Source organism: Nostoc sp. TCL26-01, from assembly GCF_013393945.1.
GTDB lineage: Bacteria > Cyanobacteriota > Cyanobacteriia > Cyanobacteriales > Nostocaceae > Trichormus.
Genome location: NZ_CP040297.1, coordinates 5,984,751 through 6,000,550, shown reverse-complemented (window position 1 = coordinate 6,000,550; position 15,800 = coordinate 5,984,751). Strand labels below are relative to the sequence as shown.

17 protein-coding genes, 1 tRNA gene and 1 pseudogene are annotated in these 15,800 nt (G+C 40.1%); 5 read left to right on the top strand and 14 right to left on the bottom strand.

Going from position 1 to position 15,800, the window contains the following annotated elements; genetic code table 11:
* Positions 1-98: 98 nt before the first annotated feature.
* The 5 genes and pseudogenes from FD725_RS25880 to FD725_RS25855 all read right to left on the bottom strand — a co-directional run bounded on the left by FD725_RS25880 (position 99) and on the right by FD725_RS25855 (position 5,067).
* The gene (locus FD725_RS25880; protein WP_179051700.1) at positions 99-689 is read right to left on the bottom strand and encodes a CHRD domain-containing protein; all 591 of its coding nucleotides are present in this window, start codon (positions 687-689) and stop codon (positions 99-101) included.
* A 583-nt stretch (positions 690-1,272) separates the two neighbouring features.
* Positions 1,273-2,363: pseudogene (locus tag FD725_RS32725) on the bottom strand (ISAs1 family transposase).
* A 146-nt stretch (positions 2,364-2,509) separates the two neighbouring features.
* Positions 2,510-3,235 carry a carbonic anhydrase gene (locus FD725_RS25865; RefSeq protein ID WP_179050785.1) on the bottom strand — a complete coding sequence of 242 codons (726 nt, stop codon included), beginning with the start codon at positions 3,233-3,235 and terminating at the stop codon, positions 2,510-2,512.
* A 243-nt stretch (positions 3,236-3,478) separates the two neighbouring features.
* Positions 3,479-4,222 (bottom strand): ABC transporter ATP-binding protein, encoded by a 744-nt coding sequence (locus FD725_RS25860; RefSeq protein WP_179050784.1) that lies wholly within the window; start codon positions 4,220-4,222, stop codon positions 3,479-3,481.
* An 80-nt stretch (positions 4,223-4,302) separates the two neighbouring features.
* A complete protein-coding gene (locus FD725_RS25855; RefSeq protein WP_179050783.1) occupies positions 4,303-5,067 on the bottom strand; it encodes a PEP-CTERM sorting domain-containing protein in 765 nt (254 codons plus the stop codon).
* 691 nt (positions 5,068-5,758) lie between these two features.
* Between FD725_RS25855 and FD725_RS25850 the strand changes: the two genes are divergently transcribed.
* Positions 5,759-6,682, top strand: a complete 924-nt coding sequence (locus tag FD725_RS25850) for a CHAT domain-containing protein (protein ID WP_179050782.1) — start codon at positions 5,759-5,761, stop codon at positions 6,680-6,682.
* A gap of 4 nt (positions 6,683-6,686) precedes the next feature.
* Positions 6,687-7,772, top strand: a complete 1,086-nt coding sequence (locus FD725_RS25845; RefSeq protein ID WP_179050781.1) for a hypothetical protein — start codon at positions 6,687-6,689, stop codon at positions 7,770-7,772.
* 146 nt (positions 7,773-7,918) lie between these two features.
* Here FD725_RS25845 and FD725_RS25840 read toward each other — a convergent pair whose 3' ends face one another.
* The 8 genes from FD725_RS25840 to FD725_RS25805 form a co-directional block, all read right to left on the bottom strand.
* Positions 7,919-8,299 (bottom strand): clan AA aspartic protease, encoded by a 381-nt coding sequence (locus FD725_RS25840; RefSeq protein WP_179050780.1) that lies wholly within the window; start codon positions 8,297-8,299, stop codon positions 7,919-7,921.
* Positions 8,296-8,571: a hypothetical protein gene (locus FD725_RS25835; RefSeq protein WP_179051699.1), complete on the bottom strand. Its 276-nt coding sequence runs from the start codon at positions 8,569-8,571 to the stop codon at positions 8,296-8,298. Before FD725_RS25835 ends, FD725_RS25840 begins: the two co-directional genes overlap by 4 nt.
* 175 nt (positions 8,572-8,746) lie before the next feature.
* The gene (locus FD725_RS25830) at positions 8,747-8,971 is read right to left on the bottom strand and encodes a ferredoxin family protein (protein WP_179050779.1); all 225 of its coding nucleotides are present in this window, start codon (positions 8,969-8,971) and stop codon (positions 8,747-8,749) included.
* Between the two features lie 179 nt (positions 8,972-9,150).
* A complete protein-coding gene (locus FD725_RS25825) occupies positions 9,151-10,365 on the bottom strand; it encodes an ATP phosphoribosyltransferase regulatory subunit (RefSeq protein WP_179050778.1) in 1,215 nt (404 codons plus the stop codon).
* Positions 10,365-11,306, bottom strand: coding sequence for a J domain-containing protein (locus FD725_RS25820; protein ID WP_179050777.1), 942 nt, complete (start codon positions 11,304-11,306; stop codon positions 10,365-10,367). Before FD725_RS25820 ends, FD725_RS25825 begins: the two co-directional genes overlap by 1 nt.
* Positions 11,307-11,585: 279 nt before the next feature.
* Positions 11,586-12,398 (bottom strand): inositol monophosphatase family protein, encoded by an 813-nt coding sequence (locus FD725_RS25815; RefSeq protein ID WP_179050776.1) that lies wholly within the window; start codon positions 12,396-12,398, stop codon positions 11,586-11,588.
* A gap of 176 nt (positions 12,399-12,574) precedes the next feature.
* Complete coding sequence (locus FD725_RS25810) at positions 12,575-13,210, bottom strand: thermonuclease family protein (protein ID WP_256871761.1); 636 nt, start codon at positions 13,208-13,210, stop codon at positions 12,575-12,577.
* Entirely contained in the window at positions 13,200-13,568 is a 369-nt protein-coding gene (locus FD725_RS25805) for a 2Fe-2S iron-sulfur cluster-binding protein (RefSeq protein WP_179050775.1), read from the bottom strand. Before FD725_RS25805 ends, FD725_RS25810 begins: the two co-directional genes overlap by 11 nt.
* 103 nt (positions 13,569-13,671) lie before the next feature.
* On the opposite strand from FD725_RS25805, the gene FD725_RS25800 reads away from it, so the two are divergent.
* From FD725_RS25800 to FD725_RS25790, 3 genes are all read left to right on the top strand, one after another.
* Positions 13,672-13,758 (top strand) — tRNA-Ser (locus FD725_RS25800).
* A gap of 120 nt (positions 13,759-13,878) precedes the next feature.
* Positions 13,879-14,496: a Uma2 family endonuclease gene (locus tag FD725_RS25795; RefSeq protein ID WP_256871760.1), complete on the top strand. Its 618-nt coding sequence runs from the start codon at positions 13,879-13,881 to the stop codon at positions 14,494-14,496.
* Between the two features lie 74 nt (positions 14,497-14,570).
* Positions 14,571-14,996: a hypothetical protein gene (locus FD725_RS25790; RefSeq protein WP_179050774.1), complete on the top strand. Its 426-nt coding sequence runs from the start codon at positions 14,571-14,573 to the stop codon at positions 14,994-14,996.
* 303 nt (positions 14,997-15,299) lie between these two features.
* On the opposite strand, the gene FD725_RS25785 is transcribed toward FD725_RS25790, so the two are convergent.
* Positions 15,300-15,743 (bottom strand): TIGR02281 family clan AA aspartic protease, encoded by a 444-nt coding sequence (locus tag FD725_RS25785; protein ID WP_372726694.1) that lies wholly within the window; start codon positions 15,741-15,743, stop codon positions 15,300-15,302.
* Positions 15,744-15,800 lie beyond the last annotated feature (57 nt).

Below are 15,800 nucleotides of genomic sequence, written 5' to 3'. Positions count from 1 at the left end.
AAGCATATTTGTAAACCCGCCCCTACAGCCTCTGGACTTGTGTTTGATAAATTGCGTGAGAAATCCGGGTCTATCCGTCAAGGGATAGAGTATAGGACTTACGTATGGCTAGCTAACTTCTGCTTGTTTTGGTGATTTCTTAACACCCAACTTCCACCCAAAATCCCAAAGGTCAAAAGTCCCAATGCTGACTCAGGTTCAGGGACAGGAGTGATTTGTCCCCGTAGCTCACCTCTAGGAGAAAATGTTGTGTGGATATTGAAGTAAGCATTACCTTTCAATAATTCTTGAGCTAGTACATCTGTTAGAGGTTTGGTAGCATCATCAAACCGCCAATTTCCTATAATACTACCCGCACTACTACCAGCGATCGGTGGGATATTTGCATTATCAAGCTCGTGAACAATTGGGCCATTTTGCCCTACAGGCGCGTTGTGGATGTGTGCAAATGGAGCTGCTACAACACCTTGCAAACCAGAATAATTAACTACATAGTCAAAAACCCAGTTACCAGGGCCACCGCTAAGTGTACCTTGAGCAAAGCCTGTAGCTTGTGTAGTAACGGGGGGAACTTCTTGAGAACCGCTTAATATGCTGGTAAAAGAGATAGTTGCTGCATTCGCTGCTATGGGTGTCATTGATGCGAGGAGGGCTGTACCTAAAAAAGTGCCGGTTAAGAAAAGCTTCATAAGTTACCTACTTGATTTTACAAAACTCACTACTTGATTAGCGATTATTTGGTGGAGATATGAAAACCTCAATACCTCTCTACACAAAGTATTAGTGTTGAAACTAATTATTCGTTCCTAACTCAATGTTTAGACTTATGAAAAACTCTCAAGGATTATGATCAACAGTAGCAAACTTAGTTGCCGAGAAAAACTAGCCTCTAGTCATGTCGCTAAAAGTACTTTTTAGTATGTTTTACATACCAGAGTCTAATTTTATCTCATTTTAAGTTATACTCAGATTAAGCTTTAGTTAAAAACATCAAATAATTCAAATATTTTGAAGATTGATATTATTTAATTTCTCTGATAATAAAATTATCCCAAAGGGGACAAAACTGTTAAAGTGCAATATATAAAAGTCACTTCTTTCTTAATTTTGAATTTTGAATTTTGAATTGGTATTACCTGTCGCCTTTTACCTAGCTAAGAGGATGTTTGAAAAGTCCCTAGTAATGTATCAAATACTTTTAGATCCCCCTAAATCCCCCTTAAAAAGGGGGACTTTGATTCATATTCCCCCCTTTTTAAGGGCAGGGCTGTTTCATTCCACAAGGTGAAGGAGTTTGTCAATATCATGAGAGATAAATCTTTGGGCAATTGTGATGGAAGTATGACCATTTCGGCGAAGTATATTGAGAGCGATTGCTCTCAATATGGAGAGATTTGCGGGAGCATTGCCCATACGGATCGTCGAATTATCTTCTTTGAAAACAACATCTTTCACCCAATGGAGGCAATTTTCGATACCCCAATGACCGCGAATACCGATGGCAAATTCCTTCGCTGTACAAATCAAGCTGCTAATATAACAAACAATCTCATGATATTTCTTATCCTTTCTTGTGCCAATTCTTTCGACCCTAATTAAAGATTGTATTCCCGTCCATTCTGGGTCAATTCCATTGACATCATGGAAAACTTCGACAGTACGAGTTGTTAATCTATCTCTAGTCTTTTCTGTCTCAATTATCCGAGAAGTTGGTTTTCTGGTAGCGGCAATCTGTTGAATATGTCGATGTAGTTTTGGTTGATTATCTTTCACAGCAATAACGTAATCGTTACCACCTTCAATAATTATTTTGCAAGTTTTTTTTGGCAATGTAAGGAATCAAAGCTCAAGATAACATCTTCTATATCCAATGCTGTGACTAGCTCCTGGACAACTTGTATTTCGCTTTTGAGTTGGTTATCAAATTTCTTCATCCCCACAACTAGCCCTTTCTTGCCAGCAAATACTGATACTATGCTCACAAAATTCTGATGAGATGAACTATAGTTCTCCACTGTACCCTTAATACTTTTACCATCTACTGCACACCATTCTGATACTTCTAAATCCACATAATTTTTCGCCCATTCATTAAATTTTTCTGTCAGTTTATCAAAATTCACTCCCATGACTACACGTCGAATTGTTGAATATGAGGGAACCCCATGTTTTTGAATGCCAAATTTTTCTATTAATACCCGTCTATGCCTTTTAACAAAATCTCCCCACTCACGATACCCAACATATCCATTCATTGTTCCCATTATGACAAACAGCAACACTAGCCACAGTGGATGTCTTCGTCCATCAGTCGTTCTAAAATCTTCCACTTGCTTTAATTGTTCTATCAGCTCTGCACCCATATTTTTTCCCCACAACTCTTGCTATTTTACCTGTTTTAGGGAATGAAACAGCCCTGCTTTTTAAGGGGGGCTAGGGGGGATCAATTAGTGCTTAACATCACAGCCAACTACTTTTCAAACAACCTCTAAACAAGTCTGTTCAGTAATCAAATTGCATTGCTATATGCAATGATAGAAACCTTACCTGTGTCAATATCGTAGCAGGCTTCAACAATTTTCAGTTTGCCTTGATCTATAAGTTGCGCCAAAATCGGAGATTTTTCTTGTAATATTGCTGCTTGGTATTGAATGTTAGCAATAACTGCGGCTTCTTCAATGTCTTTAGTTGATTTTATGTTGGATAGTGCTGGTTTAATATTCTCAACAATAGAGCTAATTTTACCTGGGAGTAATTCATCTTTCATAGCTGCGGCAACAGCACCACATCTTCTATGACCTAAAACAACAATTAACTGTGTACCCAACACAGATGTTGCATATTCCAAACTGCCAATAGCAATGTCACTGGCAATATTACCTGCGACTCGAACAGAAAATAAATCCCCAAGTCCTTGATCAAAAATAATTTCTGCAGGTACTCTAGAGTCGGCACAACCTAAGATAGCTGCAAAAGGATATTGCGTTTTTGCCACTAATTCTAGATGTACTGATGATTGATGAGGATGTTTGGGTTGTTTATTGATAAATCTTTGATTACCATCCAGTAATAGTTTTAATGCCTGTTGGGGATTTACTGGATTAAGGTTGCTGGGTTTATCATCAGCACTACTAATGAGACTACCACTAACAGCAGTAGTAGCGATCGCTAACCCTGCTGTACCCGCTAACCATAAAAAATTCCGCCGCCCAATAAATCCATTGATTTTAGACATTCACCACCTGACAAAAATTTTGTCGTTGTCAGGACGATATCAAAATTAATCAAGGTGCAAGAGTACCTTTGCACACGGTTTTAGGGTTATTTAATTATTGGTCATTGGTCAATAGTCATTAGTCATTAGTCAATAGTCATTAGTCATTGGTAAAACTCTTACCCATTACCCATTACTTACTACTCCCTCCCTCAGCACTCAGCACACCCTTCGGGAACGCCAAGGGCGAATAGCACTCAGCACTCAATGTCTTTTCCCTGCGCCCAAGTACAACTCGGCTACTTTGGGATCATTTAATAAATCTTGTCCGGGTCCGGAGATTGCGTCGCGTCCAGATTCTAGCACATAGCCACGATCTGCCATTTCCAAAGCTTTACGGGCATTTTGTTCCACTAAGACAATGGCTGTTCCACTTTGGTTGATTTGTTTAATCTGCTCAAATACTTGTGTGACTAAAATCGGGGATAAAGCCGCAGATGGTTCATCTAGCAAGAGTAAACTTGGTTCTAGCATTAAAGCTTTGCCCATCGCTAACATTTGGCGTTCTCCGCCGGAGAGAGTACCGGCACGTTGACGACGGCGATCGCTTAATCTAGGAAACATGGCAAATATTTTGTCTTTCAATGGCTGGAGGGAATCATTACGAATAAAAGCCCCCATTTCTAAATTTTCTTCTACACTGAGGGAAGGAAACACATTCGCAATTTGTGGTACATAGCACATCCCCCGCCGGACAATTTGATTTGATTTTAATCCGGCGATATTCTCACCTTTGAAAGTAATTGCGCCTGTATGGGGTGTCAAAAGTCCAAAAATCGTTTTTGCTAAGGTGGACTTACCCGCCCCATTAGGGCCGATGACTGTAACTAATTCTCCTGGTTCAACTCGAAAATTGACACCTTGTAATATATCTACATCTTTGATGTATCCAGCGTGAACATTTTGAGCTTCTAACAGAGGAGCAATATCTTGTGTTGAACCTGACATATTATTTTTAACTCTTACATACTATAAAACATAGGCTCAACACCTATGTTTTATAAAAATTTAATTATAAATTATACGCCTTATACAGTTTTATTTACCTGACTCATACGTTTGAGCAAATAAATTCCTATCAAAGGTAGAGCTAATAAACTAGTAGGTTCTGGAACTCTGGTGCGTTTACCAATCAAAGTGACTTGACCTCTTGCTCTTTCGCCATTGTTACCTACTTCTGCGATGTAAACGTATATTGAACTAGGTTTGGGTACTGCTACTCTTTGGGTGAGTTGAAATAAAATCTCTCCACCATCACCTAAACTCACAAATCCGGCAGCATTTTGGTTTGTTTCAGCTACAGCATCAAAGCTTTGCAGTCTGGCAATGCTATTGTCAACATTACCATCTTTAGTACCAAATAAATTATTACCTCTAAAGTTAGCCCTGGTTGTAGCGCGCATGGTTCCGGCGGTCAGCTTAGTTCCATTGGGCGTAAAATCAAATACATTTGAATCTGACAATCTTTTAACGTCTTCAGCGTTAGTAATCAAGCTATCACTGATTTTAATAGCATCTAAATCAAAGCCACTAAACTTACCTGGAGTACCGCCTTGCCCTAAAATATCAATCACTTTAATCGCTGTGATATCAAAGTCAATGTCAGAAATTTTAGCTCGATATACACCTGTGCCGGCATTGTTATTAGGACTGATATTAATAGTTCCTATCTGTGTAAATGTTAAGTCTAAAGTTGCAGCAGTAGCACTTGATGTTAATACCCAGTTAATAGCTGCATAAGTTAAACCAAACGCAAATAAGCGAACACTAGGTAAAATACTTAGCTTTTTCATCGGTTGTAAATATCATGAATTTTGGTGTGTAAGGATTTCTACTAATCTTACTGTGAAACTAGCTTAGTTAATATTGAGGATACTTGATAAATTAATTTTTGAACCTTTACAATAAAATTAGAAATATTTCATACTCTTTTTATATTTAATTTAAAATAATGGATGGTAATCAGAAAGTAGTAAAAGAGATAAAAGCTATATCAATTGGGCATTATAGTTGTCTATGAATTACTAAATAGCTGAGTATTGGCGGATGAACCAACTGTAGTATTAGATTCCAGAACTTCTCACAAGAATATTAATCTGCTGACAGGTCAAATCAATAGAGCAGTACTGATGGTGCTATCACTCATAATGCTATGGTATTGCATTAGACTACCTAAGTACATATACACGATAGAGTGTTTGTTGAGAGGGCGATCGCTGCTTTGAGTTAAAGTTGTAGCAATACGGTTCGGTTAAACAAACAAAGTTTTTCAGTAGACGAGTAAAAATACAGTCATTGCGAATGCTGGCAATGACATTAACCGAACTGTATTGAGAGTAGTGGCAGCTTTTCATTAGTATTTTTACGTAATCGCTATTTTTACATTTGTAGATTTGGTAAGAATTACGTAGATAAATACCGAATATTAAGAAATGTATATTAGCATTACAGATGACTTGAAGAAGCGATTCCATAGCCAAAACGATGCAAACAATCTTAATTTTGACAGCAAATCCTCAAGGCACTTCACAACTACGCTTAGATCAAGAGGTGCGAGATATTGCAGAAGGATTACATCGAGCCAAAAACCGGGATCAGTTCGTTGTCCAGTCAATGTTTGCCGTGCGACCAAGGGACATCCAACGCGCTATGCTGGATATCAATCCTGCTATTGTTCATTTTTCAGGACATGGAACTGGGGATGAGGGTTTGGTATTTGAAGATGAAACAGGCTTGCCAAAGCTAGTCGATGGAGAAGCCTTAGCGGGACTGTTTGCCCTATTTGCCGAGCAAGTTGAGTGTGTTGTGCTTAATGGCTGTTATTCGGAAGTGCAAGCAGATGCGATCGCTCAACATATTAATTATGTCATTGGCATGAAAAAAGCGATCGCTGATAAAGCAGCAATTGAATTTGCTGTCGGTTTTTACGATGCTTTAGGAGCAGGAAGAACTGTTGAGTTTGCCCACAAATTAGGTTGTGCTGCAATTCGGTTAGCAGGTGTCCCAGAGCAACTAACCCCCATTCTCAAGAAGAAGCCAAATATGGAAAAGACTGTTTCCAGTGAAGAACAGCCTCCAGTCGCAAACGAACCTGCATCTGAAGAACTAAACGACTCCGATAGAGAAATACTTACAGAACTCCTAATACGTAGTGGCCGTGCAGAATATTCAGCACGAAAAGCGCTGTGTATAAAAATTGGTATTGAATCAAATCAACTGGGATTTTTAAGGCAATCAACCGATGCTGACTTTGCCTTAGAGCTAATTAGCTATCTGCACAGTGTAGATAATAAACAAGCTCTGGGAAAAATCTGCCAGGAACTTGAATCTGTGTTTAAACAAGGGAAATATGCGGCTGATTTAGAAACAATTAAATCAAAACTAAATTCTCATCATGTGAGAGGTTAAAAGGATGTCTCAACAAAATTTTTTAAATGACTCTGACATAGATAGCTTAATCAACCTTTTGCTGCGTAGTCAACAATCAAGAACACGAGAAGCACTATGTTCTAGCATTGGCATTGACCCCAAACGACTCTCATTTTTAAGAAATTCTTCGGATTCTGACTTTTTTCTCCTCCTCATTGGATATTTAAATGAAATTGGCGATAAAGAAGCTCTTTGTAAGCTTTGTTGCCGGGAGTTATTGCCTATATTTAATAAATCAACTCATAAATCTATCTTAGAAGAAATTGCAGTAAAGCTAAATTGTTATCAATACTTTGAACAGAATTCTCCGAATAATCAAACAGTAGCGCAGTCAAATTCTCCTGTACATAGTTCAGTTCCTGAATCCGGAGTCAATTACCATAATCAACCAGATGGATCTAAGCCTGAATCATTGTTGACAAAAATCGGTAACGTTAACAAAAATCTACTTGTAGGTGGTGCAATTATCCTCATTGCTTTAGCAGGATATCCCACTTATAATAAATATTTTGAAAAGCCACCGCAATTAGTCGAGTATCAAGCACTCAAGCAGAAAGCCGTACTTGTTTGGTCTGAGACTAATAAAGGCAATATAGGAGAGTATCAAGAAAGAGTAGTACGAGTTAAACCTACAGGTCTTACACTGCGTAATTTTATTGTTGAAGCTGAATTTGATAACCCCTATGACGGTGCAGTAGATAATTGGACTTATGGTTTTGCATTTCAAGAAAATACCAGTGATCAGCTGAACGATCCGCGACGCAAATCATTTGATGTATGGGTTGCTTCCAAGGTAAAAGAATGGCGTTTTGGTGGAACTAGCAGATATTCAAACGGCGAATTATCAAATCTCAATGTTGCCGATGGCAGCAAAAATAAATTAAGTTTAGTTGTCAAGGATCAAAAAGCTAAATTTTTTGTCAATGATATGTACATTGAAACCTTTGATGTTTCAGGATTCACGAATCAAGGGGATATTTTTTTAATAGCAAAAGAAGGTATAAGTGGTAAATCAATCCACTATAAAAACTTTAGGGTTTGGTCTCTAGATAATTTTTCCAGTAATTAAGTAAGTCGGCGTAAAAATCGCATTTTCTCCTGAGCATATTTATATACGAATGCCACAATCGATACAAGTATCAAAGCCAAGTCAGTACCAATCAGTTCTGTCTCTGGAAGAGCGATGCAATGACTTGAAACAAATCTATTAATAATCTATAGCATTGGAGATGGTATTTTTTCCAAGGAAACCAAACCATTTTCTTCAAAATCTATCTCAAGATGATATCCTTCTATCATTGCAGTTCCCAGTAAGGGCTTATAACCAGAAGCTAAAATAGGGACTACTTTTTCTACATTGTCCCAAACAATAGTTGCTAAATGTATAGCTAGTAAAGCTTCACTACCGTCTGCCAATCTGGCAAGTATGCTTGAATATAAAGGAAGATTCATCGCATTGACGGCTTGTGCTGGTAGGGTCAGATAGTCGTTGAATCCAGTATCGATGACAAAATCCACAGAAAAATCTGGTTGTCCATGTAAACGAAAAATCACTGGAACTATTGCTTTGCGGTCAATCAATCTTCCGTAAATCATTCAATTGTACGCAGCATAGGAGCATTACCAAAACTGACAGCAACATCATAACCAATTCGCATAGTAAATAATCTAGCATTGGGATTTTTCTGCTTTAGGCTTAATGCTGATTCAACACCACTTTTGTCAATTCCATATTCGCCTGTTTCAGCATCAATCACAATCATTTTGCCAATATTATCACCATGCTCAACTTGTTGGCGAATCCCATGTTCGTAAAATTGTTTGGCTCTTTGGGCAACTTCCTCTACACTCCAAAAAATAGCCTCCATCATATCTACACCTGCTTTAACCTTAGTGTTTTTCTATATTCTCATTATAATTGCCCGATTTTTTAGAGAACTAGCGCCAAAAGTGGGTACTCTCAAATTTTTCCGCAAAAAAACAGGCAATGCTGAAATCAATCAGATGCCTGTTTACTTACATATTTTAAGTATGAAATGAGAATTAGGGTGTTTTTTGTAAATCGGGTCTTTCCTCTGGAACGATCGCACCTTCTATGGGGCATACTTGGATACAAATACCACAATCGATACAAGTATCAAAGTCGATCCAGTACCAATCAGTTCCCTTGACGTTTTTACCAGGGCCTTCATGAATACAAGCCACTGGACAAGCACTGACGCAATCAGCGATACCTTCACAAACTTCGGTAACAATGGTGTGTGACATATTCTTGATTCCCTCTCTTTAAAGTCAATAGTCAATAGTCATTGGTCAATAGTCAATAGTCATTGGTCAATAGTCATTGGTCATTGGTAAAACTCTTACCCATTACCCATTACCCATTACTCAGCACTCAGCACTCAGCACTCCCTCACTCAGCACTCTCTCACTCAATTGATTTGGGATTATTGAGTAATGGTTTCAATTGTGGGTGAGGCTGTGGTTTTAATCCAGGCGATTTGAGCGATACCGCGATCGCGTGCGTATTGTTTAATAGCTAGTGTATCTTTGCCACCCAAGTCTATTTCTACTCTGACTAAATGAGTAGATTCACGCAATTTTTGGGCATAAGCAAAAGCCGCAGCATAGGCGCTTGGTTTTTCTGGAACTACTAGCCAATTACTAGCTGGGGTTGCTTGTGGTAACTGCTGTGTAGATAAGAGAACTTGGTATAAGTCTTCGATATTTAGCACAAATCCAATCCCCGGAATATTTTCTCCTTGGGGATGATAGAGTCCCAATAGTTGATCATAGCGACCGCCACGCCCTAAAACCCTTGTTTGTGACTCGCTATGGCTGACAATTTCAAAGACGATACCGGTGTAGTAGTCTATGGTTTGAATGAGGCTGAGGTCGAGAATTATGGGGAATTTCTCACCTGATTCTAGTAACTCTACTAGCGATTTGAGGTCATTGACTGCGGCTTGTTGTTCTGGATCTAAATCTAGACTACTGACTTTTTGCAAGACATCAGCGCTGGTTCCGCGCAAATCCAGCATGATTTTGGCACGTTGGCGCAGTTCTTCGCTTAAGGGTAAGTTATCTATTGTTACGCGGTCAAGATGAGCGATCGCACTCCGCACTTTAGCACGTAAATTCGTCGGAAAAGCATTTAAGAGCGATCGGGTGATCCCCGCTTCGCCTAAAATTAAATGCCAGTCTGGTAAATCTAATGCGGCTAAACAACTTTTTACTAATAGTAAAACTTCTGCATTAGCTAACAATCCCCCTACACCTAACAACTCAACCCCAGCTTGATAAAACTCCTGTTGGCGATTGTGTCTGTTTTCCCAGATGCGCCGGAAGACGTTGGCATTGTAATACAGTCGTTGCGGGTAAGTGAGATTTCCCATGCGCGTAACAACAGCACGAGCGATGGAAGCTGTTAACTCTGGGCGCAATCCTAATTCTTCATCTCCGGAATTTTGCAGTTGAATTACCATCTGGCGTTGAATTGCTTCCCCCGCCATCAGGGTATCCATGCGTTCCAACGTTGAGGTAATGATTCTGTGATAACCCCAACGATGAAACACCTGCTGTAATCTATCTTCAATCCAGCGTTTTTGTGCGACATCGAGAGGTAATAAATCTCTGGCTCCCGATGCTGGTTGATACACCATTATTTTTTCTTCCCACCAAACAAACCACCAAATAAACCGCCTCCAGATTTGTCTGGTTGTTTATTACCAGTACCAGGAGGTGAATTGACATTAGGACTACTAGATTGTTTACCTAAAGCCTTATCTATTTTAGGTTTCCATGCCAATGCTGTTTCATCTTTGGGGTCTAATTTTAACGCATTATCAAAATGAATTTTTGCCATTTTGAGTTGATTTTGCCGCAAATAAACAAATGCCAGCAAACTGTGACAACGGCTGCTTTTAGGCGCTATCTTCAGGGCATCTTTTAACTCTACCTCGGCTGGAGCAAATTGGTTTTTCTCAATCAAACTTTGCGCGCGACGTAAATACTGTTCAATAGATGAGTCTTCTTTTGGTGGTTCTGGTGGTGGCGCGGCGGCTGTATCGGATTTTGGTGTACTGGAGTTGACTGGGGGTTTAGCTGCTGATGTAGCAAACGCTTTACCTGCATTCCGCATCAGGTAGACTAAATTCAACTCACTTACTTGAGCAATGACGTGAATTGACTGTTGTAAAGATTCATATTGAGTTTCGGCAATTTTGGCGATCGCACTTTTATATAAAAGATCAACATTCGGTGCTGATGCTAGCTGCTTGCCTAAGTCAGTCACTAATTCTATGGAAGCTGCTTCTTGTACTAGACGCTTACCTATTTGAGACAAAACTATGATGTACTCATTGCGAGTACGTTCTCCAGATAAGGTTTCATAGGCTGGGTTAACCAACTTGGATAATAATTCGCTAGCTAGTTTTTTTTCGTTATCCGTTTTAATAGCACTGCTATCGGGATGCAAGTGGCGAGCAATTTTCAGATATCGTTTGCGAATTTCTTTCACATCCGCATCCACTGATACACACAAGATTGCGTGATGGTCTATGAAATCATATTTAAATAGTCCACGATCTATTCTTAAAGACATATAGCAGTTTTGCACCAAAAGAGCCGTAAGATTTGTTCTAGTTTACTGCGCTTGATTGGGTAAACGTCAGTAGGTTACAGCGATTATTTGCTACTCTTTGACTAATCTTTATTTAATTAAGCTAGAAGGCACAGGCATGGACTAGAAAGCATAAGCTAGAAAAGAGTTATTTATCTTTCTACGTAATTTTCCTGAACTTATAATTAAGTATTTGACTTTTTCTACGTATTGCTTAGGCGTACAACTTGACTGTATGATTTCCAGTGGTTTACGAATTATTTATTCCCAAGCCGATAGTGGTGGTACTTGCATTAATGCTTGACTAAGGTTGTTGTGAATATAACCATTAGTTGCGAGAATTCTCCCAGAAGCAATTTTTAAAGGAGTACCATCGTAAGCTGTGACTTTCCCTCCGGCTTCTTGTAACAAAATTACCCCAGCCACAATATCCCACGGTGATATCCCCCGTTCCCAGTAACCATCAACACGCCCACAAGCGACATAAGCCAAATCCAAAGCGGCGGAACCACTACGGCGAACACCTTGAGTCAGATGAGTCAGGTGACAAAATTCTGCATAATTATTATCTGATGTTTCGCGGCGATCGTAAGCAAAGCCTGTCACCAATAAGCTTTTGCTTAATTCAGATGTATCAGAAACATTTATGGGGCGACGATTGCGTGTTGCACCCAAACTAGCAGCAGCCTGAAATAACTCATTATGAAAAGGGTCATAAATTACCCCTACTTGTGGTACACCAGCAACTAACAACCCAATAGACACACAAAAAGCAGGATATTGGTGAGCATAGTTGGTCGTTCCATCCAAGGGATCTATTGCCCACAGATATTCATTATCTTGATTCCCTAGTTTCCCCGATTCTTCTGCCAAAATAGAGTGTTGAGGAAAATGACGCTGTAAAATTTCTAAAATCACCGCTTCTGAAGCCTTATCAGCTGCGGTAACTAAATCACCTGGACGGCCTTTTTCTGTAACAGCATCTTCCAACTTCCCCAAATAACCCTGTAAAACACCACCCGCAGCCAGCGCCGCTTCTGTCGCAATATCGAGAAAAGTTTTTAAGTTAGTCATTGGTCAATAGTCAATAGTCAATAGTCAATGGTCAATAGTCAATAGTCATTAGTCATTAGTCATTAGCAATTCTTACTCCTTCACTCCCTCACTCTCTCACTCCCTCACTCCCTCACTCCCTCACTCAGCACGGGCTAAACGCCCCGCTACCGCTAACAGCACTCAGCACTCAGCACTTACCGATTTAGTCTGCGAAACTCAGCCGGAGTTTGGCGCATGGGTTTTTCTGGGTTCCAGATACCTTGTCCCATGATTCTTGCCCATTGTTGAGCGCGTTCTAGACGTTGATCGTATTTGTGGTTAGGCGATCGCTCTACAAACAAAGCATACCCTTGTTTCACCACTTGTTCATTCAATAATTCACCATCTTTCCACACATAAGCCAAGGTTCGATCTATTTTGTCTTTTGTCTGCAAATCAAACTCCAAAACTACCGGTTTATCTAAATCGCCAATAGATTGTTCCAAAAATTCCTTAGCCTGATCCCCCCAAGGACGCTGGCGTAAATCAGGCGCATCAACGCCAATTAACCGCACTTGGGAAATCAAATTTGGTCGTTCAGCCATACCTACAACTTCCAAAGTTTGCCCACTCACCACCCGCGCTACCTGCACTTGTGCCTGATTATTCGCATTAGGATTTTTGGCTTGACACGCTACCAGCAGTAGTAAGCAAGCTAGTAAGGCGATTTTCCTTAGCCAAAGGGGGAAAGAGATGCAGGAAATAACAGACAAGGCAATCGTTCTTAATCCCCATACCCAATCCCCAATCACCAATCCCCAATACCTCATACCAAAACTATTAATCTTCATCTAAAGGCAAACCAGCTTTCACTCTTCCTTTAGCAAAATAGCGCCCAAACTGGAGTTCGTAAACTTCGTCTTCGTCTTGTGTTTCTACTTCCAAGTCAGAACGGGCATAACTAACGCATAACAAAGCATAACCTTGACGACGCAATTCTAGGGATAATCCTACTGCCTCTGGTTGATAAATATCTCCCGATATTACCCTGACAGCGCAAGTGGTACAAGCCCCATTGCGACAGGAAAAGGGCAAATCTACTCCTTGATGTTCGGCGGTGTGTAGGATATATCGGTCTTCTGGTACTTGTAGAGTGTACTCTTTGCCAGTGGAGCGATCGCGTACTGTAATCGTGTGTATATCGGACATCTTGCTTTGATTTTGAGACGTTGAGAACAAAACTAAAAAAATCTTTCTCTATCATCTTTGCATTTTCTGGAGTTGTAGAGTAAGATGGTAAATCGTGACCTCTGGAGAGGTGGCCGAGTGGTTGAAGGCGCAGACCTGGAAAGTCTGTTTGGGGGTGACTTCAACGAGGGTTCGAATCCCTCCCTCTCCGTTTTTGCATTTAGTTTCAATATATAGATTAAACCCGACTTAGACAAACAGTCGGGTTTAATCTACTACCAGATATTGTCAAAAATATGATTAAAATTGGGGTGAGAGTCCCATAGTACAGATGTCTGCTGTAGGCGATCGCTCTCCCACTCTACAAAAATACATCAGCCGTGATATGGTTTTAGATATTCGCCTGTTAACAGTGCAAGATTATCACCGCATGGCGGAAGCGCGGATTTTTCACCCAGGTGAAAGGGTGGAATTAATTGCAGGGCAAATAATCCAAATGTCAGCTAAAGGAACAGCACATGAATCGGCTATTACTCGTGCTGATAGGTTATTACGAGAGCGTTTAGGTGACAAGGTTTTATTGCGGTTGCAGTCTCCCATCCAACTGAATGATTATTCTGAACCAGAACTAGATATAGCTGTAGTCATGCCCAACCTGCTAGATTATGATGACCATCATCCCACGCCATCAGAGGTATTCTTAATTATTGAGGTAGCCGACACTAGCTATAGATATGATCGAGAAGTGAAAGCACCAATGTATGCGATCGCAGGTATTATCGATTATTTGGTGTTAGATGTAACTCAAAGAAAGCTTCATGTTTATCGCTTACCAACGTCAGCAGGCTATCAAAGTGAAATGATTCTCTCAGAAGAATTGACCATTTCACCTCTGGCTTTTCCTGAATGTGTCATAACTGTAGGCGAAATGTTACGTCCTAAAGGTTAGTAAATTTGCTTTATTTTTATAATTAAACCAAGACCATCTTATATTCTAGTCGTGATAACTAAAATATCTTGTATATGAGTAACTTAGGTAAAAAAAGATTAGATACTGTTTTAGCGATCGCTACTTATTCTATCGGTAGCGGTACAGCTTCAGCCGCACCAACACCAGGAGGAGAAATACCTAAACAGTTAATCCTCACAGCCTCGGATATTCTCATGTATACAAGCATCTGGAAGATTTATTTTGAAGAAGAGTTATCAAGCAAGGGACTATTAGAGATACTGGCAGAGTTGGGTTTAGTTACAATTAGTGCCACAGGCACAGCATATGTAGTTAGTAAAGCCAGTACAGCAATTTTAAAAGAAATTACGAATTGGACTGGGCCTTTGGGATGGGGTTTCACAGCAGCGATCGCCGCTTCTCTGAGTGGTTTATTTGGTGTAGCCTGGGCATTATACTGTGATCAGCTATATTCTCACCGAGAACAGCAACCTGTGTAACAAGATTTAGCAGGCGACTAGAAGTCGCAGCTACACAGACAAAACCCGCCTACGTGGGTTAAAAGCTTGATTTTACGTTAGTCCGAGTTCGCGTAGCGTTCCAAAGAAAAGGCAGACTTTGTTTGTATAGTCAAGCCACTGCGTTGTGGAGACACTGCGTTGTGGGGGTTCCCCCCATTGAAGCAAGTGTCGTCGGGGTTCACCCCATTGTCGCAAGTCGCGTGCGATTTCTAATCGCTAGGGCTAGGTGCAAGATATCAGACTCCAATTCATGCTGACTCCTGACTCCTGAATTCTAGATAATTACCGCAGATAAAATTCCACTTCTTTTTCTAAAATCTTGATGTCGTAGTTACCGAAAAAGTCATGTCCTAGTAATCCAATGGCGGCTTTGGGAGCAATTGCTACTTCGATATTTTTGGCTATGGCTCCACCTGCTGTCATGGATTTAATCTTACTAATGGGAAACTGTACTTGGCTACCATCGGCAATTTGTGCTTGCAGAAAACCTGTAGGCTTGAGTTGTAATGCCATTGCAACTTCTAGGGGAATTAGGCTATTATTTGCGCCTGTATCCAAAATCATTTCAAAGGTTTTTTTCTCGTTGAAAGTCACTTCAATTACTGGAGTTCTGCCAAGGCGGCGTTTGATGGGAACTCGAAAAACTTTATTGCTTCTCTGTGGCGATATTGTTTTATCACCACACAGTTTTCTCAAGGCGATGGTTCTACCGGAGTTATTGACCATAAAACATTCGCCTGGATCTTCCGCTTTCACACTGTAAGGTAAGGTAAGACAAAATAG

Bases quoted from the DNA above. Each gene is read 5' to 3' on its own strand.
- FD725_RS25880 (WP_179051700.1), bottom strand. From the start codon at position 689: ATGAAGCTTTTCTTAACCGGCACTTTTTTAGGTACAGCCCTCCTCGCA.
- FD725_RS25865 (WP_179050785.1), bottom strand. From the start codon at position 3,235: ATGTCTAAAATCAATGGATTTATTGGGCGGCGGAATTTTTTATGGTTA.
- FD725_RS25860 (WP_179050784.1), bottom strand. From the start codon at position 4,222: ATGTCAGGTTCAACACAAGATATTGCTCCTCTGTTAGAAGCTCAAAAT.
- FD725_RS25855 (WP_179050783.1), bottom strand. From the start codon at position 5,067: ATGAAAAAGCTAAGTATTTTACCTAGTGTTCGCTTATTTGCGTTTGGT.
- FD725_RS25850 (WP_179050782.1), top strand. From the start codon at position 5,759: ATGCAAACAATCTTAATTTTGACAGCAAATCCTCAAGGCACTTCACAA.
- FD725_RS25845 (WP_179050781.1), top strand. From the start codon at position 6,687: ATGTCTCAACAAAATTTTTTAAATGACTCTGACATAGATAGCTTAATC.
- FD725_RS25840 (WP_179050780.1), bottom strand. From the start codon at position 8,299: ATGATTTACGGAAGATTGATTGACCGCAAAGCAATAGTTCCAGTGATT.
- FD725_RS25835 (WP_179051699.1), bottom strand. From the start codon at position 8,571: ATGGAGGCTATTTTTTGGAGTGTAGAGGAAGTTGCCCAAAGAGCCAAA.
- FD725_RS25830 (WP_179050779.1), bottom strand. From the start codon at position 8,971: ATGTCACACACCATTGTTACCGAAGTTTGTGAAGGTATCGCTGATTGC.
- FD725_RS25825 (WP_179050778.1), bottom strand. From the start codon at position 10,365: ATGGTGTATCAACCAGCATCGGGAGCCAGAGATTTATTACCTCTCGAT.
- FD725_RS25820 (WP_179050777.1), bottom strand. From the start codon at position 11,306: ATGTCTTTAAGAATAGATCGTGGACTATTTAAATATGATTTCATAGAC.
- FD725_RS25815 (WP_179050776.1), bottom strand. From the start codon at position 12,398: ATGACTAACTTAAAAACTTTTCTCGATATTGCGACAGAAGCGGCGCTG.
- FD725_RS25810 (WP_256871761.1), bottom strand. From the start codon at position 13,210: ATGAAGATTAATAGTTTTGGTATGAGGTATTGGGGATTGGTGATTGGG.
- FD725_RS25805 (WP_179050775.1), bottom strand. From the start codon at position 13,568: ATGTCCGATATACACACGATTACAGTACGCGATCGCTCCACTGGCAAA.
- FD725_RS25795 (WP_256871760.1), top strand. From the start codon at position 13,879: ATGTCTGCTGTAGGCGATCGCTCTCCCACTCTACAAAAATACATCAGC.
- FD725_RS25790 (WP_179050774.1), top strand. From the start codon at position 14,571: ATGAGTAACTTAGGTAAAAAAAGATTAGATACTGTTTTAGCGATCGCT.
- FD725_RS25785 (WP_372726694.1), bottom strand. From the start codon at position 15,743: ATGGTCAATAACTCCGGTAGAACCATCGCCTTGAGAAAACTGTGTGGT.